Origin of the sequence: Desulfoluna spongiiphila (assembly GCF_900101345.1) — a bacterium.
Classification (GTDB): Bacteria; Desulfobacterota; Desulfobacteria; order Desulfobacterales; family Desulfolunaceae; genus Desulfoluna; species Desulfoluna spongiiphila.
Genome location: NZ_FMUX01000015.1, coordinates 88,074 through 112,782, shown reverse-complemented (window position 1 = coordinate 112,782; position 24,709 = coordinate 88,074). Strand labels below are relative to the sequence as shown.

The 24,709-nt window shown below is 57.8% G+C and carries 25 protein-coding genes and 2 tRNA genes; 7 read left to right on the top strand and 20 right to left on the bottom strand.

The window, feature by feature from the left end:
* Positions 1-268 precede the first annotated feature (268 nt).
* Complete coding sequence (locus BLQ12_RS18445) at positions 269-1,159, top strand: menaquinone biosynthetic enzyme MqnA/MqnD family protein (protein ID WP_139164027.1); 891 nt, start codon at positions 269-271, stop codon at positions 1,157-1,159.
* Between the two features lie 821 nt (positions 1,160-1,980).
* Here BLQ12_RS18445 and BLQ12_RS18440 read toward each other — a convergent pair.
* The 9 genes from BLQ12_RS18440 to def all read right to left on the bottom strand — a co-directional run bounded on the left by BLQ12_RS18440 (position 1,981) and on the right by def (position 10,159).
* Positions 1,981-2,808, bottom strand: coding sequence for a 1,4-dihydroxy-6-naphtoate synthase (locus BLQ12_RS18440; RefSeq protein ID WP_092212799.1), 828 nt, complete (start codon positions 2,806-2,808; stop codon positions 1,981-1,983).
* Between the two features lie 207 nt (positions 2,809-3,015).
* Positions 3,016-3,753: a futalosine hydrolase gene (gene mqnB / locus BLQ12_RS18435; protein WP_092212797.1), complete on the bottom strand. Its 738-nt coding sequence runs from the start codon at positions 3,751-3,753 to the stop codon at positions 3,016-3,018.
* The gene (locus tag BLQ12_RS18430; protein WP_092212795.1) at positions 3,750-4,391 is read right to left on the bottom strand and encodes a TetR/AcrR family transcriptional regulator; all 642 of its coding nucleotides are present in this window, start codon (positions 4,389-4,391) and stop codon (positions 3,750-3,752) included. The genes mqnB and BLQ12_RS18430 overlap by 4 nt, the downstream gene beginning before the upstream one ends.
* Before the next feature lie 14 nt (positions 4,392-4,405).
* The gene (gene aroQ / locus BLQ12_RS18425) at positions 4,406-4,846 is read right to left on the bottom strand and encodes a type II 3-dehydroquinate dehydratase (RefSeq protein ID WP_092212898.1); all 441 of its coding nucleotides are present in this window, start codon (positions 4,844-4,846) and stop codon (positions 4,406-4,408) included.
* A gap of 146 nt (positions 4,847-4,992) precedes the next feature.
* Complete coding sequence (gene rpe / locus BLQ12_RS18420) at positions 4,993-5,658, bottom strand: ribulose-phosphate 3-epimerase (RefSeq protein ID WP_092212793.1); 666 nt, start codon at positions 5,656-5,658, stop codon at positions 4,993-4,995.
* An 83-nt stretch (positions 5,659-5,741) separates the two neighbouring features.
* The gene (locus BLQ12_RS18415; protein ID WP_092212791.1) at positions 5,742-6,707 is read right to left on the bottom strand and encodes a PASTA domain-containing protein; all 966 of its coding nucleotides are present in this window, start codon (positions 6,705-6,707) and stop codon (positions 5,742-5,744) included.
* Positions 6,708-6,952: 245 nt separating this feature from the next.
* On the bottom strand, positions 6,953-8,308 hold the full coding sequence (rsmB, locus tag BLQ12_RS18410; RefSeq protein WP_092212789.1) for a 16S rRNA (cytosine(967)-C(5))-methyltransferase RsmB: 1,356 nt from the start codon (positions 8,306-8,308) through the stop codon (positions 6,953-6,955).
* 396 nt (positions 8,309-8,704) lie between these two features.
* On the bottom strand, positions 8,705-9,646 hold the full coding sequence (fmt, locus tag BLQ12_RS18405; protein WP_092212787.1) for a methionyl-tRNA formyltransferase: 942 nt from the start codon (positions 9,644-9,646) through the stop codon (positions 8,705-8,707).
* 3 nt (positions 9,647-9,649) lie between these two features.
* Positions 9,650-10,159 carry a peptide deformylase gene (gene def / locus BLQ12_RS18400; RefSeq protein WP_092212785.1) on the bottom strand — a complete coding sequence of 170 codons (510 nt, stop codon included), beginning with the start codon at positions 10,157-10,159 and terminating at the stop codon, positions 9,650-9,652.
* A gap of 394 nt (positions 10,160-10,553) precedes the next feature.
* On the opposite strand from def, the gene BLQ12_RS18395 reads away from it, so the two are divergent.
* The 4 genes from BLQ12_RS18395 to BLQ12_RS18380 all read left to right on the top strand — a co-directional run bounded on the left by BLQ12_RS18395 (position 10,554) and on the right by BLQ12_RS18380 (position 13,709).
* Positions 10,554-11,417, top strand: a complete 864-nt coding sequence (locus BLQ12_RS18395) for a DMT family transporter (RefSeq protein WP_175469923.1) — start codon at positions 10,554-10,556, stop codon at positions 11,415-11,417.
* A gap of 594 nt (positions 11,418-12,011) precedes the next feature.
* A complete protein-coding gene (locus BLQ12_RS18390; RefSeq protein WP_092212781.1) occupies positions 12,012-12,602 on the top strand; it encodes a GNAT family N-acetyltransferase in 591 nt (196 codons plus the stop codon).
* Between the two features lie 134 nt (positions 12,603-12,736).
* Positions 12,737-13,189, top strand: a complete 453-nt coding sequence (locus BLQ12_RS18385; RefSeq protein ID WP_092212779.1) for a hypothetical protein — start codon at positions 12,737-12,739, stop codon at positions 13,187-13,189.
* A 100-nt stretch (positions 13,190-13,289) separates the two neighbouring features.
* On the top strand, positions 13,290-13,709 hold the full coding sequence (locus BLQ12_RS18380) for a hypothetical protein (protein ID WP_139164026.1): 420 nt from the start codon (positions 13,290-13,292) through the stop codon (positions 13,707-13,709).
* A gap of 42 nt (positions 13,710-13,751) precedes the next feature.
* Here the strand turns inward: BLQ12_RS18380 and BLQ12_RS18375 are convergent, their stop codons facing one another.
* The 4 genes from BLQ12_RS18375 to BLQ12_RS18360 form a co-directional block, all read right to left on the bottom strand.
* Positions 13,752-14,288, bottom strand: a complete 537-nt coding sequence (locus tag BLQ12_RS18375) for a GNAT family N-acetyltransferase (RefSeq protein WP_092212775.1) — start codon at positions 14,286-14,288, stop codon at positions 13,752-13,754.
* A gap of 11 nt (positions 14,289-14,299) precedes the next feature.
* A complete protein-coding gene (locus BLQ12_RS18370; RefSeq protein ID WP_092212773.1) occupies positions 14,300-14,881 on the bottom strand; it encodes a hypothetical protein in 582 nt (193 codons plus the stop codon).
* Positions 14,882-15,066: 185 nt separating this feature from the next.
* A tRNA-Leu gene (locus tag BLQ12_RS18365) sits at positions 15,067-15,153 on the bottom strand.
* Positions 15,154-15,377: 224 nt separating this feature from the next.
* Positions 15,378-15,464 (bottom strand) — tRNA-Leu (locus BLQ12_RS18360).
* Between the two features lie 339 nt (positions 15,465-15,803).
* Here BLQ12_RS18360 and BLQ12_RS18355 point away from each other — a divergent pair.
* Positions 15,804-16,076, top strand: coding sequence for a hypothetical protein (locus tag BLQ12_RS18355; protein ID WP_092212771.1), 273 nt, complete (start codon positions 15,804-15,806; stop codon positions 16,074-16,076).
* Positions 16,073-16,420 carry a nucleotide pyrophosphohydrolase gene (locus BLQ12_RS18350; RefSeq protein ID WP_254782080.1) on the top strand — a complete coding sequence of 116 codons (348 nt, stop codon included), beginning with the start codon at positions 16,073-16,075 and terminating at the stop codon, positions 16,418-16,420. The genes BLQ12_RS18355 and BLQ12_RS18350 overlap by 4 nt, the downstream gene beginning before the upstream one ends.
* Positions 16,421-16,546: 126 nt before the next feature.
* Here BLQ12_RS18350 and BLQ12_RS18345 read toward each other — a convergent pair whose 3' ends face one another.
* The 7 genes from BLQ12_RS18345 to BLQ12_RS18315 all read right to left on the bottom strand — a co-directional run bounded on the left by BLQ12_RS18345 (position 16,547) and on the right by BLQ12_RS18315 (position 24,622).
* Positions 16,547-18,031 (bottom strand): Na+/H+ antiporter NhaC family protein, encoded by a 1,485-nt coding sequence (locus tag BLQ12_RS18345; RefSeq protein ID WP_092212769.1) that lies wholly within the window; start codon positions 18,029-18,031, stop codon positions 16,547-16,549.
* 343 nt (positions 18,032-18,374) lie between these two features.
* Positions 18,375-19,196, bottom strand: coding sequence for a 3-keto-5-aminohexanoate cleavage enzyme (gene kce, locus BLQ12_RS18340; RefSeq protein WP_092212767.1), 822 nt, complete (start codon positions 19,194-19,196; stop codon positions 18,375-18,377).
* The gene (gene kal / locus BLQ12_RS18335) at positions 19,189-19,590 is read right to left on the bottom strand and encodes a 3-aminobutyryl-CoA ammonia lyase (protein ID WP_092212765.1); all 402 of its coding nucleotides are present in this window, start codon (positions 19,588-19,590) and stop codon (positions 19,189-19,191) included. Before kal ends, kce begins: the two co-directional genes overlap by 8 nt.
* Positions 19,591-19,719: 129 nt before the next feature.
* Complete coding sequence (gene kamE / locus BLQ12_RS18330; protein WP_139164025.1) at positions 19,720-20,463, bottom strand: lysine 5,6-aminomutase subunit beta; 744 nt, start codon at positions 20,461-20,463, stop codon at positions 19,720-19,722.
* Positions 20,456-22,018, bottom strand: coding sequence for a lysine 5,6-aminomutase subunit alpha (gene kamD / locus BLQ12_RS18325; protein WP_092212763.1), 1,563 nt, complete (start codon positions 22,016-22,018; stop codon positions 20,456-20,458). Before kamD ends, kamE begins: the two co-directional genes overlap by 8 nt.
* 62 nt (positions 22,019-22,080) lie before the next feature.
* The gene (locus BLQ12_RS18320) at positions 22,081-23,661 is read right to left on the bottom strand and encodes a P-loop NTPase family protein (protein WP_092212761.1); all 1,581 of its coding nucleotides are present in this window, start codon (positions 23,659-23,661) and stop codon (positions 22,081-22,083) included.
* Complete coding sequence (locus BLQ12_RS18315) at positions 23,645-24,622, bottom strand: hypothetical protein (RefSeq protein WP_092212759.1); 978 nt, start codon at positions 24,620-24,622, stop codon at positions 23,645-23,647. Before BLQ12_RS18315 ends, BLQ12_RS18320 begins: the two co-directional genes overlap by 17 nt.
* Positions 24,623-24,709 lie beyond the last annotated feature (87 nt).

Genomic DNA, 24,709 nt, shown 5'->3' with positions numbered 1-24,709 from the left:
GCGTGCGCCATTCGGTGACCATTTTTGTTAAAGGCAGAGTGCAGGATTCTTTATATTGGTTATTCTGACAATAGGTTATGGGTTGGTTTAGGCCTGGTTGTCACATTGAACGCTTATAGAAAACCGCTTGAATACATCTTGTTTACATGCGGATGCGCTTTGGCCCGAGGAACGAGGGGCAAAGCGCATCCGCAACCAGCTTTCAAGGTGGCACACCTTGCCGCCGGAGGCTGCTTTTCTTCCGAATTTAACCACAGAAGGCACCGTCATGAGCAAGATTCCCATAGGACGTATCAGCTATATCAACGTATCGCCGGTTTACCATGGTATCGACCATGGGGACTGTCCGGCGTGGCTCTCCATGGTGACCGAGCCCCCGGCGACCCTCAACACCATGCTCAGGGACGGCGAGGTGGTGATGAGTCCGGTCTCCTCGGTGGCCTATGCACGCAACGCAGACCAGTGGCTGCTCCTGCCCGATCTTTCCATTGCCTGTGACGGAAAGGTCTTGAGCGTCCTGTTCGTCTCAGACACGCCCATGGAAGAGCTGGACGGGCAACGCGTTATCGTGACGGAGGAGTCGGCAACTTCAGTGGAGCTGCTGCGGATTCTTTTACGGGAAAAAGGGGTACGCCCGGAGATCCAGCCGGGTCGGGTCCACACGCCCTCGGATCTCCCCGAGGGGGTGAAAGGCGCCCTGGTCATCGGAGACTCCGCCCTTCTTACGGACTGGCAAGGTCAGTTTCCGTATGTCTATGACCTGGGCCTTGAATGGAAGAAGATGACGGGATTGCCCTTTGTTTTTGCCGTGTGGGCCATACGGAAGGATTTTTGCGCCATGGCCCCGGCTGTGGTGGATCGTCTCGTGGAGCTGTTCCATCGTTCCCGGGCCAGGGGGCTTTCGGATATGCCGGGCATTGTGGCTGATACCCAGGCAAAAACAGGGCTTTCCGACGAGGTTCTGACGCGCTACTTTAACCACCTCGTGGTCTCCCTGGGTGAGGCAGAGATCAAAGGTCTCTCCCTCTACTTTGAGCAGCTTTACCGATACGGCCTTCTCCCCAAGAAAGTCGTCCCCGCTTTTGCCTCTTCTTTTGACATCCTGCCTTCAAGGGAATTTCCCCATTCCATACCCCATCCCCGCGCTTTTGCTGTGTGATTGAATCGGTCGGTTTGTGCTCTCTATCCAGCTTCGAGGGATGATGCCATCTTTCCGAATGACCGCCAGCCCGTAGGGTGCACTCTGTGCACCATGTTCGGGTATCCAAGGGCATTGGTATTAGAGATGTTCAGGGATTATTGGAAGGTGTCATTCTGGTGCACGGAGTGCACCCTACGGTTCATCGCGTACCGGGGGAATTTGGATTATTCTGCCGGTATAGCGTCCCGACCAGGTTTGGGGTTACCGACATCTCCCGTGAAGCCCCCAGCCTGTTGGGCGCACTCTGTGCATCATGTTCGGGTATCCAGGGGAATTGGTAGTAGATATGTTCAGGGATTATTGGAAGGTGTCATTCTGGTGCACGGAGTGCACCCTACGGTTCATCGCGTATCGGGGATATTGGGATTATTCTGCCGGTATAGCGTCCCGACCAGGTTTGGGGTTACCGACATCTCCCGTGAAGCCGCCAGCCCGTAGGGTGCACTCTGTGCACCATGTTCGGGTATCCAGGGGAATTGGTAGTAGATATGTTCAGGGATTATTGGAAGGTGTCATTCTGGTGCACGGAGTGCACCCTACGGTTCATCGCGTACCGTGGGGATTTGGATTATCCTGCCGGTATAGCGTCCCGATCAGATTCGGGACTGCCAACACCTTTCGTATGGTGCTGGAAATAAAATAATACAATGTCTTGCCGGAATACCGCAGGGATTTGACCCGAGGAACGAGGGGCAAAGCCCTGCGGAAATTTGCTCCCAAGGTGGCACACCTTGCCGCCGGAGGCATCATTTTTTTGCTTTTGTCTTTTTTCTGGTCCCTTACACAAACAAGGGCGCCTCAGACTGCGGGATGAGCCCGCTCTTTTCTGCTCTGTCCATGAGGGCTTCCACGGCGGCGATGCCTTCGTCGCCCAAATCAATGGAAAAATCGTTGACGTAGAGGTCGATGTGGCTCTGGGTGACCTCGTCGGAGAGCTCCACTGCGTGGCTGCGGATGTAGTCCCGGGAGGCGTTGGGGTGGGCAAAGGCGTATGTCACGCTCTGGGAGATGGCGGCATCGATGCGGGTGATCTCGTCTTTGGGCAGGTCACGGGCGGCGGCAATGCCCCCCAGGGGTATGGGAAGGTCGGTTTCACGCTCCCAGAAGGCTCCTAAATCATCCACGCAGGTGAGGCCATGGTCGGCATAGGTGAAACGGCTTTCGTGGATGATAAGGCCTGCCTCGAACTCTCCTGCGGCCACCTTGGGCATGATGGTGTCAAAGACCATGGGGGCGGAGTTGGGGGACTGGCCAAGGTAGAGGCCCAGCAGGAGGTGGGCAGTCGTCATGAGGCCCGGAACGGCGATGGGGACCTCTTTCAGGCGTTTGGGGTCGAAACCGGGCTTTGCCACGATGAGGGGGCCGCAGCCCCTGCCCAGGGCAGCACCGCTGCGCAGGAGCGCGTAGCGGTGGCGCAGGTGGCCCAACGCCGCAAAGGAGAGCTTGGTGACGTCAAAGGTTCTCTCTGTGGCAAAGCCGTTCAAGGCTTCCACGTCGTGGAGGTGGGTTTTAAAGTCAGTGCCTTCCGCTTTCACAAGGCCGTGGACGAGGGCATGGAAAATGAACGTGTCGTTGGGACAGGTGGAGTATGCCAGGGTTCGATTCATTGCATGTGCCTGTGGGTCTAAATGTCGTTTGTGTTCTATGGCGTGTTTATATGGTCAGCTTTATGAAAAGCGCCTCAAAAGGTCGCTATTTTTACAAAAGGGAGCTGTTCAGCCACGGGCACAGCCCTTCAGCAAATGTGAGGTCCCTGAGGAACGAAGGGACGGAGCATTTGCGAACCTGGGGTGCAGGGGATTTATCCCCTGCCGTTACATGGTCTCCTGTAACACCGCCATCAGGCACGCGCAGCTGTTTTCAAAGGCCAAAGGCAGGTTCCAGGCGTCTCTGTTGCGTGCGCCCACCAGGTTGCTGGCTCCCCTGATTTCAAGGAAGGGGATGCCGTAGTGCAGGGCGATGTGGGCGGCGGCGGCCCCTTCCATGGACTCCATGACCGGGCAGTAAAGGGTAAAGAGGCTTTTTGCCCGTGCCTGGGTGGCCGTGATGGTGGAGCCGCTCACAAAGGAGCCTTTGTGGAGGTGAAAGCCTGAAAGGCCCCGGTTTCGTATGGCGGCCATGGCATCCCCTGCGAGGTCCCGGTCCAGCAGGAAGCGGTGTCTGTACTCTTTTCCGTTTCTTTCCATCAGGGCAAAGGGCAGGGGGGCAAGGCGCACGCTTTTTTCTTCGGTGTCGGCCTCAAGGCCCATGTGGATGTCGATCTCTTCGGTGGCCACGGCCACGTCCCCTACGGATACTCCCGCCTCTGCAAAGCCCCCTGCACATCCTGTCTGGACAATAAGGGACGGAGAGAGGTGTTCGATGGCTGCGGTGAGGGCCTGGGCGGTGTTTACGGCCCCGGGGCCGCCCACAAGGGCGATGAGTTTTTTATTGCCCATGGTGGCGGTAAAGGCGGTGCGACCGGCAATGTTCATGGGCTCAGGGCTGTCAAGGCGCGCCAGCATGGGGGCCAGCTCTGCGTGGACCGCGGCGAGGATAAGGATCGGGCTCATGGGGTCACCCCGGTGAGGAGGCTGTCGCAGAGGATTTTTATCCGCTGCTTTAGCTCCTCGTCATCGGCGTTGTGGATGCCCAGCCCGCCGTCCATGTGGGGGAGGGTCAGGGCCTGGAGGAAGCGGTCCATGGCGGCATCGATGATAAAACAGGCGGCCTCGACATTTACCCCGTCCCGGAGTTCTCCCTTTTCCCGGGCTGTTTCAAGGAGGGAACGAAGGTACTCCAGGCTGTAGCGCCGGATGGAGGTGAGGATCTCGGAGCGAAAAGGGATCTCTTTTTCCGCCAGGGTGCGGACATAGAGCCGGTAGATCACAGGGTGTTTTCGGGTGAACCCCACCCCGGCCTTTAGGGTCTCTTCCAGGCGAACCCCCAAGGGGGCATCGGCGGTGGCGTCTCGGACCTCCTTTAAGTAGTCCTTCACCTTTTCCACGGACTGCCCGAAAATAAAAAGGAAAAGTCCTTTTTTGTCACCGAAATACTGGAAGATGGAGCCCTTGGCAATGCCGACCCTGGAGACGATGGCGTTGATGCTCGCGCTGCGGTACCCGTTGTCTGAAAATTCATCGGCAGCCGCATTTTCGATGCGGCGTTTTTTTTCATCGGGCAGGTTGAGAAAGGTTTGATTGGGTTCCATTCAGGCAGGCCTTGTTATTTCTGTTCACGGATCATATCGAGGACGGCTTCAAGGGCCATCCGGTAGCCCCTGGCACCGAAACCGGCGATGATCCCGTCTGCCACACCCGAGACGTGGGAGTGGTGGCGGAAGGGTTCCCGTTTGTGGATGTTGGAGAGATGGATCTCCACAATGGGGCAGGAGAGCATGGCCAGGGCGTCCCGAATGGCAACGCTGGTGTGGGTGTAGGCCGCCGGGTTGATGATGAGCCCGCTGACCCGTCCGTAGGCCTCCTGGATGCGGTCCACGATCTCCCCTTCGGAGTTGGACTGAAAACTCTCCACATCCGCCCCGTGGGTGGTTCCCAGGGCTTCGAGCTCCCGGTCGATGTCGGCAAGGGTGGTGGTGCCGTAGATCTCAGGTTCCCGGCGCCCAAGCATGTTGAGGTTGGGGCCATGAATAACGTCGATGACCATGGGCTTCACAAGGGGCCTCCCTTCGGATGGCAACGGCCGGGGCCGTCGCGTCTTGCGTGGTTGGTTGGGAACACACTCAGATAAAATGTTTTTCAGCGGGATTGCCCCGGCAGGGCCGCCGGAGCAATCCGTTGCAGGCGCAGCCTTTAGTGTGCCGCGTCCTCGATCTCTTTTTTGAGAAAGGAGATGGTCTCCTCGTAGCTTTCGCTGCCGAAGATGGCGGAACCGGCCACAAAGGAGTCCACACCGGCTGCAGCAATATCGCGAACGGTCTTTTTGTTGACCCCGCCGTCGATCTGGATGAGGGTGGAGAGCCCTTTGTCGGTGATCATTTTCTTGATCTCCCGCACCTTGTCGAGGCTGTTCTCGATGAAGGACTGCCCGCCGAATCCGGGGTTCACGCTCATGACAAGGACAAAATCAAGCTCGTCGATGACCCACTCGATGGCGCTCACCGGGGTAGCCGGGTTCAAGGCCACGCCTGCTTTGGCCCCAAGGGATTTGATGAGCTGAATGGAACGGTTGAGGTGGGTGCACGCCTCGGCGTGAACGGAGATCCAGTCCGCACCGGCCTTGACGAAGTCCGGGATGAGAAGGTCAGGCTTTTCGATCATGAGGTGAACGTCCAGGGGCAGGTCCGTTACCTTTTTGGAGGCTTCCACAATGATGGGGCCGTAGGTGAGGTTGGGCACGAAGTGGCCGTCCATGACGTCAATGTGGATCCAGCCGGCTCCGGCAGCCTCCACCGCCTTGATTTCGTCTCCAAGTTTCGAAAAGTCTGCCGACAATATGGAAGGTGCAATAATGGACATGGATAACATCCTGATATTTCATGGGGTTGATAAAAAGTGATTTGATGCTTTCTTATCCCGAACAGCCCTGAAAATCAATCGCCTTAATCAAAAAAACGCGTCTCTTTGAGATGCCCGTTTTCATAAAGGAAGAGGGTTGTGCGTTCAAAGGTGGGGACAAGGACCCAAAGTTCTTCTCCGGGAAGCGCTTCCCTGTCCAGGATGGTATCGGTGTGGCGATCTCCAACCAGCTGGATCTTCACTCTTTTTTTGAGGAAGCCTTCATCTATGCGCCAGGTAAAGAGGCGGGATCCGGTGGCTCCTGTGCCGGTGGCTTCGGAGTCGGGGCGTGGGGCCCTGTTGATGGTGATGTCCACGATCTGGCCCTGGGTGACCTTGAAGCCGGGTTTCGGGGATTGGTCCAGCACGCTGTTGCGTTCGGCTTTTTTTGAGGGGGTGGAGGTGATGGTGCCCACCTTTAGACCCATGGATTCGATGCGCTCCAGGGCCATGTCCAGGGGGTTGGTCGTGAGATCCGCCATCATTATGGCTTTGGGCTTTTTCCCGTTGCTCAGCAGCAGGTCCACCTTGTCCCCTCGGGTGACAAGGGCGCCGGGTGACGGTACGTGGGCGATGACGGCCCCTTTCTCAACCCCCGGGTGGAAGAGGGCGGAGGTGACGCCGAATTCAAGGCCCATCTCCGTGAGCTGGATTTTGGCTTCTGCAAGGGCCAGGTGTTTCAGCGACGGCATGGCCACCAGCTGGGGTCCTTTGGAGAAGACAATCCGCACGTCCCGGCCCCGTTTCATGCGGGTTCCGGGCTCAGGGTCCTGGAAGATGACGCGGTTTCTGGGGATGCGGGGTGAGAACTCGGAGCCCTTGACCTTGGTGTTGAGTTCCATGGTGGAGAGGGTCTCCAGGACGTAGATAACGTCGCGCCCCACCAGGTCGGGGACCACCACGCTCTTTTCATTGCCGATGATGTAGGTAAGGGTCACAAAGGACGCGGCACCGGCGGCGGTGACGAAGAGAATGAAGAGAGTGACGAACTTGAGAAGACCCTTGAACATGATGATTCCCCGATTTTAATTCGGCATGCAGAGGTGCCGATTGCAAAAAAGCCTCCGGCGGCAAGGTGTGCCACCTTGAAAGCAGTTGCGGATTCGCTTTGCCCCTCGTTCCTCGGGTCAAACCACATCCGCCTTTGAAAGAGACTTCATCTGAAATGTGTTTTACGACCTGTTTGTTTCACTTATTGAACGTTTAGCCCCCGGCAGGACCGCCGGAGGCATAAACTGAATAGTTACCTGAAATTTTACTTTTCTTTCCGCACCATGCGGGCGGCAAAGAAGCCGTCCATTCCGTTTTTGTGGGGCAGGGTGGCCACGTACCCTTCGGAGGTGATGAAGGCCTCGGCCCCTTGGGGAACGGTGTCAAAGGGTTTCATCATACGAAAATCCGTGTGTTTTTCAAGGAAGGCCTCCACCACGGTTCCATTTTCTTCGGGTTCCATGGAACAGACCGCATAGACAAGGGTGCCGCCGGGGCGCACGCAGCGGGCTGCGGCGGAGAGGATGGCCTTTTGTTTTTTTGCATGGCGGGTGGCGTTGCGCTTGAAGTATTTCCACTTGGTGTCCGGGTTTCGGCGGATGACGCCGAGGCCGGAGCAGGGGGCGTCCACGAGGACGGCGTCAAAGCCATCTCCGATGAGATCGGGGCTCTCGCGGGTGAGGTCGCAGGCGTGGGTGGTGATGTTGGTGATACCGAGGCGTTTCATCTCCCGGGCAAGGCTCTGGAGTTTATACGCTTCCACGTCCATGGAGACCAGCTCCCCCTGGTTTTCCATCACCTGGGCCAGGTGGCCGGACTTGCCGCCCACTCCCGCACAGACGTCAAGAATCCGCGAGCCGGGCTTTGGGTTCACCATGAGGGCGATGAGCTGGGCTGCTTCGTCCTGAACCTGGAACAATCCCTCTTTAAAGGCGTCCATTTCGAAAATGGGGGCTTTCGGGGAGGTAAAGGAGAGGCCCAGAGGGGATACGGGCGTGGGGGAAAGGGTCTCCACCTGGGGCGCCAGGCGCTCAAAGAGCTCTTCCCTGGTGGTTTTCAGGGAGTTGGTGCGCACCGTGATGGGGGCGATCTCGTTGGAGGCCCGACACAGGGCCGCAGTCTCTTCATGGCCCATGCGTTCAATCCATTTTTCCACCAGCCACACGGGCATGGAGGTGGTGACGGCCAGCTTTTTTTCCGGGGAGAGATCGTCCAGGGACGGCTGATCCGGTTCCCTGAGGCAGTTGCGCAGCAGGGCGTTGACAAACCCGCCGGATTTTTCGGAGGCGTGGACCTTGGCCAGCTCCACGGCGGTGTTTACGGCCGCGGATTCGGGGATCCTGTCCATGAACCGAAGTTGAAAGAGTGCAATGCGCAGGATGGTGAGGAGCTTTTTGTCGATTTTGGCGATGCCCTTGGCCGCAAAGTGGTCGATGGTGTAGTCCAGTTGCCCCCTGTGGCGAAGAACCCCGTAAACAAGGGCGTTGGCAAGGCCCATCTCTCGCCTGTCCAACTCGGCTTTGCCGGTGATTCGGTCCATCACGGCATCCAGGGTGGCTTCGGCGTTTTTGTCAAAGGTGGTGAGTATCTCAAAGGCCAGACTTCGGGCGTCTTGGGTCATGTGTTGTCCTGCTTTTTAAAGTGATTGAAAAATATGTTTTCTATAGGTGACCCGAGCATGGTGCACGGAGTGCACCGGACGGGCTGAGGGCCGCTCGAAAAATATCACACCCCGCCCGGAGCTGTGGGGTTACGAAACCGGCTATCCAAACCCGAAACCCACGGGGAACGCGAACTGTAGGGTGCACTCCGTGCACCAAAACAACGCTGTGGCATGTCCCTGAGGCCTCGGTAAAGTCGAAGGCCCTGGAGACCCGAACATGGTGCACAGAGTGCACCCTACGGGCTGGGGGGCATTCGAAAAATGCCATCCATTGGTCTTCAGCCCATCAAAAACGCCGCCCATGATTCCATCGGCGGCGTTTGATTCAAATGAGGGGAAGGGCATGGGGCCGTTTCAGCTTCCCATGCGGGCACCCGGCTCTATGGGGTTGCCCCGGAGGAAAGCCTCGGCTGGCATGCGTTTGCTGTTGGCTCCCTGGAGCTCCACAATGCGCAGGAGCCCTTCGCCTGTGGCCACCACCAGCTCGGAACCGCCGGTCACCACGGTGCCGGGGGCATCGGTGGCAGGCATCTCAAGAGGCTGGGTCTTGTGGATACGCAATCGCTTGCCGTCCAGGAAGGTGAAGGCACCGGGCCAGGGGGTCATGCCGCGCAGGCGGCAGTCGATGATACGGGCCGGAGCGCTCCAGTCGATTTCCCCTTCGGCTTTGGAGAGCATGGCGGCGTGGGTGGCCGCCTCGTTGTCCTGGGGCACGGGCACCACACTTCCGTCCAGGAGGCCGGGGAGGGTCTTGACGATGAGCTCGCCCCCCAGCTCGGAGAGGCGGTCGTGGAGGGTGGCTGCCGTGTCTTCCGGTCCGATGGGGGTCTTCACGGTGAGGAGCATGTCGCCGGTGTCCATGCCGCGGTCCATGACCATGGTGGTGACGCCGGTGACGGCATCACCGTTCATGACCGCACGCTGAATGGGGGCGGACCCTCTGTATCTGGGGAGCAGGGAACCGTGGATGTTCACGGGGCATACCTTGGGCACATCCAGGAGGCGCTGATTGAGGATCTGGCCGAAGGCCACCACCACAAAAAAGTCCGGCGCGATCTCTTCGGCCAGGCGGATGAACTCCTCGGATTTCACCGTTTCGGGTTGTTCCACCCGATACCCCATGGCCTGGGCATAGGCCTTCACCGGGGTGGGCTCCAGTTTCCGGCCGCGTCCTTTGGGGCGGTCGGGCTGGCTCACCACCAGGGCAATCTCAAAGAGCCCGCTTTCGTGAAGGGCCCTTAGGGCGTTCACGGCAAAGTCGGGGGTCCCCATGAAGATAATGGACGGTTTGGTCATGGCTTAGCGGCCTTTCATCCATTTTTTGACTTTTCGTTTGTACATCTCACGTTTCAGGGCGCTGATGCGGTTGATGAAAAGGACGCCTTTCAAGTGGTCGATTTCGTGCTGGAGCACCACGGCGGGGAATCCTTCTTCATTGAGTTCCATGGGGTTGCCGTCGATATCCTGGGCCGTGACCTTTACGCGGTTGAATCGCTTGACCGTGGCACGGAATTCGGGAACGGACAGGCATCCTTCGTCTTCGGAGATGAACTCGCCGTCGGCTTCCACAATTTCGGGGTTGATAAGGGCCATGTAGCTGTTTTCTTCGTCTTCACCTGTGGTGTTGATAACAATCAACTGCTTGCTGACGCCAACCTGAACAGCGGCAAGCCCGGCACCGGGGGCTTCAAACATGGTCTCGGCCATGTCTTCGATGAGGGTTTTCAGGGTCTCGTCAATCTCGGTGATTTTTTCTGAGTGTTCTGCAAGGCTCTTATCCGGATACGTCACGATGTCAAGTATGGTCATGGTTCACAAACCTTTGTGTTTCAGTGGGTTGAAAAATGGTCAAGACAGTCGGAATTCGACCATATGACCATTTTGCAGAGTATCACGTCTTGATTTGCCGAACAACAGGTGTTTTGGGCCGCGGATCAGTAAAAGTGATACCGGGAACCGGTGTTCCTGCTGAAAACGAAGGCGTGCTCCCACAGGGGGCTTGCCTTGCTGTGGGAATTGGGGTAACCACTGAATCTTTGGCCGAGTCAAAAGAAGAGATACCCTCAGCGCTGGTGAGCGGGGCGGCAGCCTTAAGCCTCGCCGGGTGAGGCGGGACCCTGCCCGGTGGCCCGGCACAGGGAATAGGTATATAGATTAAGGGAGTGTGGGCATGGAAGATCGGAAAACATTATGGCTTGGAATTATGTGCGCGTTGGGAGCCACGGCTCTCTGGGCGGGGAACTTCATCGTTGCGCGGGGGTTCCATCACAGCCTGCCTCCGGTGACCCTTGCCTTCTGGCGGTGGTTCTTCGCTTCGGCCGTACTGTTTCCCTTTGCCCTGCCGCATCTCATCAGGGAAAGGGCCCGGGTGAAAGAGCACTTGGGGTACCTTTGCCTCACCGCCTTTTCAGGGGTCACCCTGTTTAACACCCTTGTCTATGTAGCCGGTCTTGCCACAACGGCCTTGAACCTGTCCCTTATTGCCATGGTCTCCCCATTGTTTATCGTGATCCTGGCCTGGCTGTTTCAGGGGGAGGGCATGCACGGAGCCAAGGTCGTGGGCACCCTCATGGCTTTTTTCGGGGTGCTGCTTCTTATCACCGGGGGCTCACCCGGTGTGCTGCTTAAAATGCGCTTTAACAGCGGAGACCTTCTGATGATGGTGGCGGCCCTGATTTTCGCCTTTTACTCCCTGCTGGTGAGGCAAAAGCCCCAGGGGCTTTCCATGCTGACCTTTCTTGCGTCCACCTTTTTTATGGGCCTGGCCATGCTGGCACCTGCGTATTTCTGGGAACGGGGTTTCTCCATAGCCCCTTTGATGCCCCTTGCCTCCATGGGAGTGGTGGCTTACTTAGGGATTTTTGCCGCCCTGATAGCCTATGCCCTGTGGAATCGGGCCATCATGCTCATCGGGCCGGGGCGCACCGCAGTCTGTTACTATCTTCTTCCCCTGTTCAGCGGGGTGGAGGCCATGATCTTTTTAGGCGAACCCATCGGATGGGTTCATCTGGTCAGCGCCGGGTTTATCCTGTCCGGCGTGGCGCTTTCAAGCAGGCAGCCCGGTTAAAGATGCCTCCGGCGGCCCTACCGGGGCTAAGCGTTTGGTCGTGAGCTTCAAAAAAAAATTGATAAAAATTGACCGAAACGGAGCACCGCACTCCGGTGCGGCTTTTTAGTCCGTCGTTACCCGTGCCGCACAGGAGTGCGGCGCTCCAGGGGACAAAGGGGTTCGGGGGGGGTAATGTAGCCCAAACGATGACTAAGGCCGACGTTTGCTTGAAAGGCGGATGTGATGTGACCCGAGGAACGAGGGGCAAAGCACATTCGCAACCTGCTTTCAAGGTGGCACACCTTGCCGCCGGAGGCAGCCAAGTTAAAGAAGCCTCCGGCGCCCCTGCCGAGGGCTAAACTTTTAAAAAGTTTAATAAACAGGTTTTAAAAAACAGACTCAGGCCAATCAAAATCAATAGCGAATGTGATTTTCCCTGAGGAACGAAGGGGAAAGCGCATTCGCAACCTGCTTTCGAGGTGGTACACCTCGCCGCCGGAGGCATTGCTTTTGTTTTTTCCTGACCCTGTGATTCATCAGGCTTTAACCATAGAAGGCATGTTTTTTATTTTTTTGCAATCTAACTGAACACTGAATAAGGAGGTTCGGTTCATGCAGGCCCATGTACCAAACGATTCGATATGCCCTTCGCCGATACCCCCGGCCCTTCGGGATGGAGGCTGCCTTGCCGTCGAAGAAGGGTACGTCACGGGTCTCATCGGCCGGATAACCTCCCTTGAAGCAGCCTTCTACCGGGAGCACTGGCAGCTCGGGCGGCGTTTTGAAGGGGTGATTGCCACCGGGCTTTCCGAATTTTTCAACCGCTACGAGGCCGGGGTGGACGCTTTTTTCAAGGTGATGCATCATGCAAATGATACAGGCTGTATGGCATCTTCCTGCGATGCCGTCATGGGCTCTCTGGCCGTGGACCGATCGGGTCGTGAAAGACCCGGAGAGGTTTCGCTCCGCTGGTTTTTTCTTCACCCGTCCCTGCATGGGCATGGCCTTGGAAAGGCTCTGATGGCCCGGGCCGTGGGTTTTGCAAGGGAGACCGGTGCCCGTGAGATGGTGGTGGAAACCTTTGAAGGGCTTGGGGCTGCCTGCAGCATCTACGAATCCTTTGGTTTTGTCCTTGAATCGAGGTGGGAGGGTGTTCAGTGGGGACGGCTGTTGCCTGAACGGCGCTACCGACTTATTTTGTGATGCTTGCATTTGACCGGGATATGCTGCCGGTTCCATGATAGATTCCATATGGCCTCGGCGATCCTTTTTCGGGGTGGCTTGAACGGGGCCTTTTTATAACCCTTATAAACCGTACGAATACACAGGAGCACCCTATGCTGTTGAACATATCCAAAGAAGAGTACCGCCTTTTGGTGGAGATGATCCAGGTGGCCGATTACGTGATGCATTCCCACGAATTTGAGCCCTCGGAAGAGACCGCGGACTACCGTGAGCTGCGAAAGAAAATTTTCTCCCATTACAAAAAAATGGGCCTGGAGTCGCTTTTTACCTTCAGCGAGAAGCACAACGATTATATCGAGACCGAAGACTCCCTGGCCGACAGCCGTCACATGGCGATCATGGAAAACTTCGTGGAACACGAGTTCTGGGCACAGCTTTCCCAGCGCCTTGGCATGCGGGATCTTTTTGAGGAAGAAGAAGACGAAGAGAAGATCAAGGCGATGGGCTCAGAGGTCCTGATGGAAAAACTCGGGGAGATGAGCGCCAAATACGAAACCGAGTTCGAAACCCACGGACTGGAACGCATCGTCATTAAAGAGGACTGATCGGGAATGTCATCCGTATAAAGACACAACCGGATGATCAAGGGCCTTGGGATTCAAGGAATGCTTGATTATCCGGTTTGTTCGTGTCAAAGGACTCACCATGAAGAAAACAACGATGGCTGCTGTGCTCCTGATGGCGTCCCTCCTGCTTGCCCCGGGCTGCGTCAACCATGTGATCCACACCCATGAAGGCGTTTCCCGGGACACCACCTGGATCCGGGTGGAAGAAGCGAAAACCCCCTTTGTGGTCAGCGACATCGTGGGCGGCGAGCACATCACGCGGTACCGGATCCTGGGCTTTGAGGGTGAGCGGTATCTCATTACCGGCAGCGGGGAAAATCTCTACATGAGCGTTGACCCCGGCCCCTCCGCCAGGCTGACGTCAACCCCCGACGACGACACCTGTCTCGTCGAGGTTCTCTCCATGGACGCCCTGATCTCCATCGAACTTTCCGCCCACCCTGTAAGCGAATACACCCTTGAGATTCACAGGGTAAAGGCAGGGGACATTTTCCCTTGATCGGAGAGCCCCACCGGTACACGCCCTATCACCTATCACCTATCACCTATCACCTATCACCTCTTTCTCTATCCCCATCACCTCCACCTGCCAATGCTCCCCCTTGTACGTCATCTTCAGGTTGCCCGGTCCTTCGTTGGTCATGCCGCAGGCCTCGTAGCAGGTTTTGGCGGCGGAGTTGAAGTTGAAAACATAGAGTTGCATGCGGCGAAAGCCTTTGGTTTCAAAGCCCCGTTTGATGGCTGCCCGGACCATGGCCGAGCCTGTTCCCCGGCCCCTGCACTCGGGGGAGACCATGATCATGCTGAGGTGGCCGGTGCGTCCCATGCTGTCGATGCGTTTCAGGCTGAAGACCCCCACCATGTCGCCGGTCTCCGCGTCCGTGGCTTTCATGAACTCGCGGTAAGGGGTGTCGGTGCGGCAAAGGACCATAAAATCTTCGAGGTCTTCGCGGGTCAGGGGGTAGGGGAAGGTGTTGGCGGACCAGACGGCCTGGATCCGCTCGTCGGTGATCCATGAGGCAAGGGTGGGGTAGTCGCTTGGGCTGAAGGGGGCCAGTTCCAGATGCTGCGGGGGCATTACGGTTCTCCTTAGAAGTAGAAGGGGATGGTGAACCCTAACGCATAAATCCAGCTGTCAAAGTCACGTCCCTTGCTTGTTATGTTGTAGCGTGCCGACAGGGTGAGGATGCCGTCGCCGGGGATGTTTATGTGCAGGCCCACTTCTGGGTAGATGGTGGCCAGGGTATCTGCAATGGACGATTCGGTCTCACCCTCTTCGTCCACTTCCCCATCCATGTCGTTGTCGGTGTCATCGTCTTCGGCCTCCTCTTCCTCTTCGGTGAACCCCAAAAAGCCGCCCAGGCCGATGAAAGGTGTGACGGACGATCGAAACGGGTTTTTGCGGTGAAAACGCGCACCGAGGCTGAAGCCGATAAAAAAGTCGTCAAGCTCAGAGGAGCTGAATACCGAGACGCCGGCCATAAAGGCCGTGTGGTCGCCGTAGAGGGAGAGCCCTCCGCCGCCACCTCCGGCATTCGGGTTGTGGTTTCCCGCGATTTCCACATACGCTGTGTTGGGATCATCCGATGCTGAGGCAGCGGTCGGCAGAGCCGTGGTGCACAGCGAAATTCCCAGCATCAGGACAAGGCTGTAAAAACGTGATCTGTTCATGCAAACCTTCTTGTGGTGTGTGGGGAAAATCATGTTTCGGGAAACGTACGTTATCTTTATCACGGCTCGGGCGGTCGGAGAACCATAAACTTGGGCTCATTGGTGCGGATTTTTATGGATTTTTCGGTTTGACGGAAAACAAAAAAGCCCCTGCACGTTTGTACAGAGGCTTTTATCTTTATTCTTGGTGCCGAAGGGGAGACTCGAACTCCCACGAGATTGCTCTCACTAGTCCCTGAAACTAGCGCGTCTACCAATTCCACCACTTCGGCGATTTGTGAGAAGACTTATAGCAGCGCTTTGCCCGTCAATCAAGCCTTTTCATGCGATTCGTCCATTTTTCTTGACAGGCGGGAAAGGGGCTCCGGGGGAACGTGGGAGCAGGTGGATACATTCCGGTTCGCTGCCGCCGGTTTATGACCATTTCTCTGGATGGCAGGGGCGCTGGAAACAAAAAAGCCCCTGCATATTCATGCAGAGGCTTTTGTCTTTTATCTGGTGCCGAAGGGGAGACTCGAACTCCCACGAGATTGCTCTCACTAGTCCCTGAAACTAGCGCGTCTACCAATTCCACCACTTCGGCGATTTGTGAGAGGACTTATAGCAGCGCTTTGCCCGCCAATCAAGCCTTTTCGAGCTTTTGTCGGATTTATTTTGTCAGGCCGAAAAGGGGGTGAGGGGGGAACGCGGGGGATGGGCAACGAAATTCGCAGGATAGGCGAAAACAGAAGGCTCGGGTGCCTTTTTTCCTGGTATCGGGGCACGCGTCCCGGTGAGGGGCCGCCCCATGGTTCGCCCTGCCGGGTCCACAGAGCCGACGGGCTCAAAAAATGCTGGGGGAAACGAAAAGAGCTCGCCACAAGGCTTCGGTCGGTGTATTTCCATGGGCGTTGATTGATAATAAGAGCACCAGGAGGTGATCATGGCAAAAAAACGAAAACTCACAGCTGCTGAAAAAGCGGCAAAGAAAGCCCGAAAAAAAGAATACATGACTGTTTTTATCGGGGGAAAGCAAAAACGCGTTAAGCGTCCCCCCATGATCGACGGATTGACTCCGGATGAGTTCATCCGACGCAATGCCGATCCCATCTGGCTTCACGAAAACGAGATGTGGGAGTATCTGCCGCTTTACGACGAGGAGCATTGCCGCTGCGATCACCCTATACCTGAAAATGATGAGGACATTCCGTTTTGAATACAGAAAAAATCCAGGCGAAGCTGAGACGGTTCGCCCAAGAGCGAGACTGGGAGCAGTTCCATTCCCCCAAAAACATCTCCATGGCCCTGATGGTGGAAGCCGCAGAGCTTCTCGAACATTTTCAGTGGCTGACCCAGGAAGCCTCCTCTGAGCTGGACACCGAGAAACTGTCGGCCGTGGCCGATGAGATCGCCGACGTTCAGATCTACCTCTGTCGCCTGGCCGACGTGCTGAATATCGACATCAAAGACGCGGTGGAGCGGAAAATGAAAAGCAATGAGGCCAAGTACCCGGCCGATAAGGTGCGGGGCAAGGCGAAGAAGTACACGGAGTACCGGTGACCCACGTGGGGGATGCCGTCGGTACCCTCCCTTGACGTCCAGTAAAAACAAAACGCCCCGTCCACAGAAGTGGAAGGGGCGTTTTTTGTTCAGGCCGCCTGTTGGGCGAAAACCGCTATGGGTCTGCTACGCTTTTTCAGGGGCGAGGTCTCCGGCGTACTTCTCTTTGTTTTTGAGGCTGACGTCGGGCTCAGAGGGAAGCCCGAAGAGGGGGATAAGCCGGTCAAGACCGGTGAGGGTCAGGAGCAGGATGGATCCAACGGCGATCATGGCCATGAAGTTAAACTTGATGATGTCCATGGGCACGAAGGTGTGCAGCGGGTACACGGCCGTTGCAATGCCCACGTAGAATCCCACGTAGACGTGCCAGGGAATGAGCTGGGATCCGAAGACGCCCAGGGCGTCGCCGAAGGTGGCGTTACGCAGGCGCAGCTTGTACATCTCTTCTTCGGACGCCTCCACGTTCTCATCGGTGAGGTTTCGGATGATGGGACCGATGGTGACGATCTGGGCCATCTCGTCAGCCAGGGCCGCGTTGCCGAGGATGGAGAGGACACCGTTGTAGAAGAGGAGCTGGCGCACGCTCCTGGCAAGGGTGGTGATGAGCCTGGAGACGGGCTCGAAGGCGTGCATTTTGCCCATGATGCCGCCGAAGGCACCCACCCACATCATCATGACGATGACCCAGGATCCGGCTCCTTCAAAGCCGCTGTACATGAGGTCGAGGTAGCTCTGGACGGACTCCACGGTACCGGCCACAAGGCCGAGAAGCAGGGAGGAGATGAGGCCGATGCCCAGGCAGACAAGGGTGGGAAGGCCCATGATGGCCACCACAAGGACGAGAATAAGGGGGACGCACATGTAAAGGGGGACACCGTTTTGGACCTGCTCAAGGAGGGTCACGGCAGAGGCACGCTTTTCGGCCAGGGCGCTCCAGACGGTGTCGGGAATCTGGCTGATGGCCTCGGAGGCGTTGCCCACTTCATTGGGCAGGCCCATTATGGAGCTGACCATATAAAAGACCACGGCAGTGGCCACAAGGCAGAGTACGGACCAGATCCCCTGGTGGCGGATTCGGTCGATGACCTCCACCTTCTGGATGCCCGAGCTGACAACGGTGGTATCGGAGATGAGGCCGATGTTGTCGCCGAAGCAGGCGCCACCGGCGATGGCTGCGGTGGTGAGGACGATGTCGCCTCCCACGATGTGGTTGAGCCAGAGGAACACCGGGGCGCATGCGGCAAAGGTTCCCCAGGAGGTACCCGTGGCCACGGAAAGAATGGCGGTGACCACCAGGCCGGTGACGGCAACGGTCTTGGCTGTGAGGCCGAGGTGCAGTGAGATGGTGATGATGGATGCCCCCACACCGGTGGCCATAAAGGCTTCTGCCATGGCGTAGGCGAGCATCAGGATGAAAAAGACGAGTTGCATCTCTTTGACGTTATCGACGGCGGCATCGACAATATTCTGAAACTTCATCTTTTCTGTAACGAAGGCCACGATGGCAGCATAAATGGTCGCAAGGGGGGCTGCGAGCAAAGCATCAAAGCCTGAAATCATCAGGCCTGCCATGACAAAAACAGGGCTTAATTTCAACAAACCGGAAAACATAAATCTCTTCCCTACCTGTGCTTGGAGTTTTTTGTTTCTGTCGAACCTCGTTGTCCGACGTGTTTGTCACTTCATGTTCAGGTTCGTGGTGTTGTTGTTCCAAGGGAGACCCTTGTAAAACGACTGCTTCAGATTGGGCGGTCTTGCATTTTTTTCCCTTTCTCCTTCTCTTTCCTTGGTTGGTTTGGGGGGGCTATCGTCTCATTTCAAGGCATCTGCGGCCTGAAATGGGTTGACCATCCGTGTAAGGAGCTGCCGCTTCAGCGCAGAGAAACAGACCAGAGTGTTTGGGCAGCGTTGTGTCCTGTGTATTGTCAAAGAGCGGGGTGATGCCTTTTTTTTGCTATCTGTCCAGACCGAGGATCTGGCGGGCCTGGGTCACGGTGGCCGCCGGCCGGTCGTACTCCCGGGCGATTCTTACCACGCGTTCCACGAGCTGGGCGTTGGAGACGGCAAGCTCGCCTTTGCGGTAATAGATGTTGTCCTCGATGCCCACGCGCACATGGCCGCCCATGGCGATGCTGTGCATGGCCATGGGGAGCTGGCCGCGCCCTAAGCCTGCAACGGCCCAGGTCTGGCCCTCTTTGAGGCGGTTCACCAGCATCACGAGGTTGGAGATGGTGGCCGACATGCCGCCGGGAACCCCCAGGACAAAGTCCATGTGGTGTGTCTCCGGGACCAGGCCTTTTTTGACCATGCGCGTTACGGTTTCGATCTGGCCGAAGTCAAACACCTCCAGCTCGGCCATGACGCCGTTGTCGGTGATGGCCCCGGCAATGGTGGCGATGGTCTCTTCGGTGTTTTCATAGATCTCGGAACCGAAGTTCATGGTGCCCATGGACAGGGTGGCCATGTCGGGTTTTAACGCCACCGGGTTGCAGCGCAGCTCAACGGGGGTGCCCACGGCACCGCCGGTGGAGTACTGCAGGATGCAGTCGCAGCGGTTGCGGATCTTTTCGGTGACGGTTTCAAACACGTCGACGCGCTGGGTGGGGAGCCCCTTTTCATCGCGTACATGGAGGTGGATGATACTGGCACCGGCGTTTACGGCCTCTTCCGCGGCCGCAGCGATCTCGTCGGGGGTCAGGGGAAGGTGGGGGTAGGTGTCGCGGCTGTGCTCCGCTCCCACAATGGCTGCCGAGATGATCAGGGGGGCGTTACTCATGGCGAATCCTCTGGGCTTCTTTGGGGGTGACACAGGTGCCGCTTGCCTTGCAGACAAGAACAGGCTCGGCAAGCAACTCTGCGGCGGTCTCTCCGTGTTCGGGGGTGGGGGCGATGACCTTCCACGCTTCGAATTCCATGCGCCTGCTGGTACCGCCCACCGTGACGATGCGGCCCTTGGCCTCGATGTAATCCCCTGCTCGGACCGGGGCGAGGAACTCCACGCTGTCGTAGGCGCGGAAGAGGCCTTCGTCGCCGTCGTACTTGATGAGCAGCTCTGTTGCCACGTCTCCGAAGAGGTTGAGCATGCGTGCTCCGTCCACAAGCGACCCCGCGTAATGTGCGTCGTGTGCGCTTATTCTGATTCGGATCAGTGATTCTACTAGTGTGTTCATGTTGTCTCCTAAATTAACGTCGTCATCGCTACAGATAAACGTGATGTGTTTCTTTTTTGCTCTCACGGGCGTAGCCCGTCAGCGAATGCGACAACCCGGGGAACGAGGGTTGTCGCATTCGCAAACCTTTTATTCCCTGCCTTTGCGTTTCACCAGCTGGGTGGCGATGAAGGACCCCACGTGGGAGGGGACGGTGCCGGGGCCGAAGCCCGCGTCGTAGCCCAGCTCCACGGCCAGGTCGTTGGTGACCCGGGGGCCCCCTGCCAGCAGGACAAACCGATCCCGCATGTTTTCCGCTTCAAGGAGTTCGATCATCTCGGTGAAGTTTCGGATGTGGGCGTCTTTCTGAGTGACCGTCTGGCTGACGAGGATGGCGTCGGCGTCCATCTCAACAGCTTTTTTGAGGAGCTCTTCGCAGGGGACCTGGGCCCCCATGTTGCAGGCATCTATCTCGGGGTAGCGTTCCAGGCCGTAGTCCTGGTTGTAGCCCTTCATGTTCATGATGGCGTCGATGCCCACGGTATGGGCGTCGGTGCCGATGGAAGCGCCCACCACCGGGACCTTGCGGTTGAGCTTGGTCTTGATGAGGTTGTTGATCTCGTAAAAGTCCAGGCGCTCCACCTTGGCCTCGGAGGCATGGACCTGGGAGAAGTCCAGCTCGGGCTGGGCCTTGCCGAAGACCACGAAATAGGTAAAGCCTTCGGCGATCTCCTTGGAAAAGGAGACGGAAACATCGGTGAGACCGAGTTTTCCGGCGTAGAGTTCCGCCGCTTTTTTGGCCCGGGCCCCGTCTTTGACCGGAAGGGTGAAGGCCAGCTGGACAATGCCGTCGTTCAGTGTGTCGCCATAGGGCTTGATCATCTCCTTACTCATTGATGACTCCTTCTTTCTCAAGCAGTTCCAGGATGGGGTTCTTGTAGGAGGGGCCCTTGGCAAAGACCCCTTCAAGCCCTTTGCCGCCGTCGTCGGCGCGTTTGATATCGGCAAACCGGCCTTCGTTGATGGCGACAGTGAGACCCTTCTGGCACACCTCGGTGAGGAACTCTTCCACCTCATCAAGGACAGCCTGGGCACGCGTGGCCACGATGCCGTCTTTTTTGAACTCGATCTCGTCCCCTAAGCCGCGGGCGTTGTTGAAGACGTAGTTGATGGAGTCGATGGCCTGGTAGCGGTCCTGCAGGAGCGGTGTGTGGATGGCCTCGGTGAGGATGCCCGCCAGGTGGATGCCCTGACCGGTGGTAACCGAGGCCAGGTTGAACATGGTGTCCATGCAGTGGGAGAAGAAGATGTCGGTGCTCTTGTACTTGGTGGGCGGCATGTACTTTAAAGGTGCATTGGGGAAGAGCTGCCGGGCGATCTGGGCATGGGCCAGCTCATAGAGGAAGCCGTTTTCGATAGTGGGGTTGATCTCAAAGGCGTGCCCTAAGCCCAGCAGGTCGTCGGTGAGCAGGGAGTTCTTGCCCATGGCCTCGTTGATGAGCTGGGAGGCGGTGACGGTGTAGGCGTTCTCCACGGCGTCGGAGGTGGTGAGGTAGTTGTCCTCGCCGGTGTTGATGATGATCTTGGCCCGGGAGCAGATGAGCCGGGAGAAGTGCTGATCGATGAAGGTACGCTTTAAGTTGATGTCCCGGAAGAGGATGCCGTACATGGAGTCGTTCAAGAGCATGTCGAGGTCTTCCATGGCCGCACAGGCGGCGATCTCGGCCATGCAGAGGCCCGAGGCGTAGTTCACCAGGCGGATGTAGCGGTCGTTCTCTTCGCAGGCTTCGTCCAGGGCTTCGCGCATGATCTTGAAGTTGGCCTGGGTGGCAAAGGTGCCGCCGAACCCTTCGGTGGTGGGGCCATAGGGCACGTAGTCCAGAAGGGACTGGGCCGTGGAGCGGATCACCGCGATGATGTCGGCGCCGGAGCCCGCCGCCGCTTTGGCCTGGAGGCGGTCTTCGTAGATGTTGCCCGTGGCCACGATAAGGTACTTCCAGGGCTGGGGCCCCTCGGGGTACTTCTCCATCTTTTCGGCCTTGGACCTGCGGGTGGCGTCAAGGCGGCTGATGGCGGCGGCGCAGAGCTGCTTCTCTTTGAGAGACACCTCCTCACGGGAGAATCGGGTGATGTTCCCGAAGTCGATGCGGCCCTGTTCGATGAGCTCGGCGGTGGTGACGGCATCCCGGCCGGAGTCCAGGACAGCGGCGGCAAAGTGACCTGAGACGCCGTCGTCCAAGCCGCCTTTCTCCTGGAGGATCTCCACCAGTCGGTTGGGAAGGGGCGTGCCCTCTTCGTTGACACCGTCCACGCCGTACAGCCTCAGCACGGCACGCTCAACAGAGACCGAGGAGTAGCGGTCGATCATGGATTGGACCTGATCGGCAATGGTTTTTGCCTTGGACTTCAGTCGGTCGATCTGCTCGTGATTTAAATCAATTGTTGCCATAGTGCATATCCTGATTCATGGGTCCGCCGGAGAGGTGCGAGTGTGACATCTCCGGCTTCGGGTTATTTCGTGCCTTCAACCGTTTCTCTGATACGCGCCTTGATGCTTTCGGGCAGGGGAAAGCAGAGGGCAAGTTCTAAGGGCTTGCGGTTGGCGCGCACCGCAGATGCGGCATGTTCAGACGAGATGTGTTCCAGCCTGTAGGGCATCAGGGACGCCAGGTTGGAAAGATCCATGGCTTGTCCGGCCTCGTCTGCAAACTCCACGTCGAGCATGCGGAAGAGGCGCGGGGTGTTCATCTCCAGCACCCTGGGGTAGTGGGTGGTGCAGAAGAAGATCAAGGGGCGCTTGCCGTAATTGTCGATGAAGATGCGGGAGAGCTCCGCACCGTTTACCGGGTCGGTGGAGAGAAAGAGCTCGTCGGCCAGGATAAAGGCTCCCTCTTCGGGCTCCCGGGCGAAGAACTGGAGCTCTTCACCGAAGGAGGAGAGGTCTTTGCCCATGTCCCCGGACGACTTGAGGAGCAGCCGCACCGACTCCGGGTAGTGCAGGGTGATGGCTTCAGCCGGTACCGGAAGGCCCGCGCGGATGGCGGTGAGCAGGAAGTAGAGGGTCTTGAGGACCGTGGTCTTGCCGCTCATGTTGGCTCCGTAGAGCACATTGGAGCCCGGGCCCAGGTCGATGGAGAGGGGAACGCAGTCCCTGCCTTTCTTAAGGGCAAGGGCAAAGGAGCGCCCCTCTTCAAGGTGAAAGCGGCACCCTTCCACAAATTCGGGGAAGGCAAGCCCCTCCCGCTGTTTTACAAACACGAGGGTGTAGAGATGGCACCGTTTTTTCCGCTCTTCGTACAAAGTGTAAAACGCGTTGAAAAAAGGAACCATCTCGGCGTTGATTTCAGCCAGGAGGCCTTCGGTGCAGGCTTCCAGCTCCACGGTGAGGGCCTCTTTTTCCGCGACCTTTGCCAAAAGGGAAGTCCCGGGGCGGTGGTCCACACGGTGGGCCTCTCCGGTGTCGGTGACCTGGAGGAGGGCACAGCCGCGTGCTTTTTCAAGGACGGGGCCGCCTCCTTCAATCTCCCTGGGAAAGGGGTAGATCATGCGGAGGCCCATGGCGTCTTCTACGGCCTTTTCATGGGTCAGGATCTCCTCGTGCAGGGCTTTTTCGGTTTCTTCCAGTTTTTCCTTTACCCGTGCCGTGGCCTCGTTAACGGAAAGGGCTGCGCCTTCCCGTTCCGTATGGCGGGACAGGGCCTCGCGCATGCCGTTTAAGGCCCCGTGGGATTCCAAAGCCGTGGGCAGATTTTGTTCAAGGGCGGTGAGCTCTGCCGTCACGGTGAGGAACCGGTTCAACTCAAAGAGATGGAACTGCTGGAGGCCCGCTCCCTCAAAGTGGGGTAGCAAAGACTCCAGGCGGGGAAGCCTTGCGCTCACCTCAATGAGCTCGGCCAGGGTCTCCGGCGAGAACGCGGCCTCGATCCTGTTAAGGGCCTCAAAGTGCGCCGCCCCTTCGGCTTTTCCCATGGGCTCCAGGATGGTGGAGGGGATCAGGGGCAGGCCCAGATCGAAGAGGGCGAGATAGGCGTCGAAGGCCAGCTCCTCCTTGAGCGCGCGGGGTATGAGGTCCTGTCTAAATTCCAATGCCATGGGTACCGTCCCTGAAGAGATTTTCAACGTGTGTGTCAGCCGGAAGCAGGCTGCGATCAAAGGGGGCCTCTTCCCGGATGAAGATCCGCTTGACCTTCACCGTGTGAAGGAGGCGAATTTCCGGCTTGAAGAGGAGGGCTTTTTTCGGGCCTGCGGAGACGTTCTGGTAGAGGGTCATGTTGTCGAGGACCAGGGTGAGCCCTTTAAGGGGCGCCAGGTACTCGGCCAGGGTCAGGGTGAGGGCGCCGTTTAAGTAGAGCACGGCAGGCCGTGCCCCCAGCTTGCCCAGTTTTTCGTGGAGGGCCTTGTCCGCAAAGGGCATGGCCTCTCCGTGGTGGATCACGTTTCCATCCTTGTCAAAGAGAACGGCGCGGGTGGCTTCTCCCTTTACCTGGGAAATCATCCCGGCTTCCTGCTCGCTGCATCCTTTAAAGTAAAGGGCGGAGAGAAAGGCCTCGGCCTTGCGTCTCTGGGGCTCTCGTTTGGAAAAAAGCACCGAGAAGTAGAAGGCGTCGCAGAGATCGGGGCTTGCCAGGAACTGCCGGTCGATGGAGCCGTCCACAAGAAGGATGGTTTCGGAAGGGATAAGCCCTTTGAGTTCACCCTTTAAAAGGGACAGCTCCGTTCCGGTGTTGGGCCCTTCCAAAAGGATGTCAAAGGCCAGGGTGCAGCGGCCAAGTACCAGGGGCTTTGCAAAACGCGGCGGCACAAAGGTGGCCCAGGTATCGTATTTGCCGGTGTGGCCGGTGAGGTGCTCTCCGGCCGTCACGAAAAAGGAGCCGGGCATCACCCGGATACCGGGCTTGATCCCCCCGTCGAATTCATCGGTGGTCTCGCCGTTGATACCGATGGAGGTGAGGAGCAGGGTCTGCCCCCTGCGCACCCGTTCGGCATAGACGGCGTTGAAAGCCGTTGTCTTTCCGGCGTTTTTATCGGTTCCGATGAAACAGTACGTTTTCATGAAGGGACGATGCCTCCGGCGGCCAGGGGATGATCCCCTGGACCCCAGGTTGCGCTTGCTCTTGCCCCTCGTTCCTCGGGCAAGAGC

Excerpts from the sequence above, each read along its gene's own strand:
- BLQ12_RS18345 (WP_092212769.1), bottom strand. The coding sequence starts at position 18,031 with ATGTTTTCCGGTTTGTTGAAATTAAGCCCTGTTTTTGTCATGGCAGGC.
- kamD (WP_092212763.1), bottom strand. The coding sequence starts at position 22,018 with ATGGCAACAATTGATTTAAATCACGAGCAGATCGACCGACTGAAGTCC.
- BLQ12_RS18380 (WP_139164026.1), top strand. The coding sequence starts at position 13,290 with ATGAAGAAAACAACGATGGCTGCTGTGCTCCTGATGGCGTCCCTCCTG.
- BLQ12_RS18445 (WP_139164027.1), top strand. The coding sequence starts at position 269 with ATGAGCAAGATTCCCATAGGACGTATCAGCTATATCAACGTATCGCCG.
- BLQ12_RS18315 (WP_092212759.1), bottom strand. The coding sequence starts at position 24,622 with ATGAAAACGTACTGTTTCATCGGAACCGATAAAAACGCCGGAAAGACA.
- BLQ12_RS18370 (WP_092212773.1), bottom strand. The coding sequence starts at position 14,881 with ATGAACAGATCACGTTTTTACAGCCTTGTCCTGATGCTGGGAATTTCG.
- BLQ12_RS18320 (WP_092212761.1), bottom strand. The coding sequence starts at position 23,661 with ATGGCATTGGAATTTAGACAGGACCTCATACCCCGCGCGCTCAAGGAG.
- BLQ12_RS18375 (WP_092212775.1), bottom strand. The coding sequence starts at position 14,288 with ATGCCCCCGCAGCATCTGGAACTGGCCCCCTTCAGCCCAAGCGACTAC.
- fmt (WP_092212787.1), bottom strand. The coding sequence starts at position 9,646 with ATGACCAAACCGTCCATTATCTTCATGGGGACCCCCGACTTTGCCGTG.
- kce (WP_092212767.1), bottom strand. The coding sequence starts at position 19,196 with ATGAGTAACGCCCCCCTGATCATCTCGGCAGCCATTGTGGGAGCGGAG.
- rsmB (WP_092212789.1), bottom strand. The coding sequence starts at position 8,308 with ATGACCCAAGACGCCCGAAGTCTGGCCTTTGAGATACTCACCACCTTT.
- kamE (WP_139164025.1), bottom strand. The coding sequence starts at position 20,463 with ATGAGTAAGGAGATGATCAAGCCCTATGGCGACACACTGAACGACGGC.
- BLQ12_RS18430 (WP_092212795.1), bottom strand. The coding sequence starts at position 4,391 with ATGGAACCCAATCAAACCTTTCTCAACCTGCCCGATGAAAAAAAACGC.
- mqnB (WP_092212797.1), bottom strand. The coding sequence starts at position 3,753 with ATGAGCCCGATCCTTATCCTCGCCGCGGTCCACGCAGAGCTGGCCCCC.
- BLQ12_RS18385 (WP_092212779.1), top strand. The coding sequence starts at position 12,737 with ATGCTGTTGAACATATCCAAAGAAGAGTACCGCCTTTTGGTGGAGATG.
- aroQ (WP_092212898.1), bottom strand. The coding sequence starts at position 4,846 with ATGGTCATCGACGTTATTCATGGCCCCAACCTCAACATGCTTGGGCGC.
- BLQ12_RS18395 (WP_175469923.1), top strand. The coding sequence starts at position 10,554 with ATGTGCGCGTTGGGAGCCACGGCTCTCTGGGCGGGGAACTTCATCGTT.
- BLQ12_RS18390 (WP_092212781.1), top strand. The coding sequence starts at position 12,012 with ATGCAGGCCCATGTACCAAACGATTCGATATGCCCTTCGCCGATACCC.
- BLQ12_RS18415 (WP_092212791.1), bottom strand. The coding sequence starts at position 6,707 with ATGTTCAAGGGTCTTCTCAAGTTCGTCACTCTCTTCATTCTCTTCGTC.
- BLQ12_RS18355 (WP_092212771.1), top strand. The coding sequence starts at position 15,804 with ATGGCAAAAAAACGAAAACTCACAGCTGCTGAAAAAGCGGCAAAGAAA.
- rpe (WP_092212793.1), bottom strand. The coding sequence starts at position 5,658 with ATGTCCATTATTGCACCTTCCATATTGTCGGCAGACTTTTCGAAACTT.
- def (WP_092212785.1), bottom strand. The coding sequence starts at position 10,159 with ATGACCATACTTGACATCGTGACGTATCCGGATAAGAGCCTTGCAGAA.
- BLQ12_RS18440 (WP_092212799.1), bottom strand. The coding sequence starts at position 2,808 with ATGAATCGAACCCTGGCATACTCCACCTGTCCCAACGACACGTTCATT.
- kal (WP_092212765.1), bottom strand. The coding sequence starts at position 19,590 with ATGAACACACTAGTAGAATCACTGATCCGAATCAGAATAAGCGCACAC.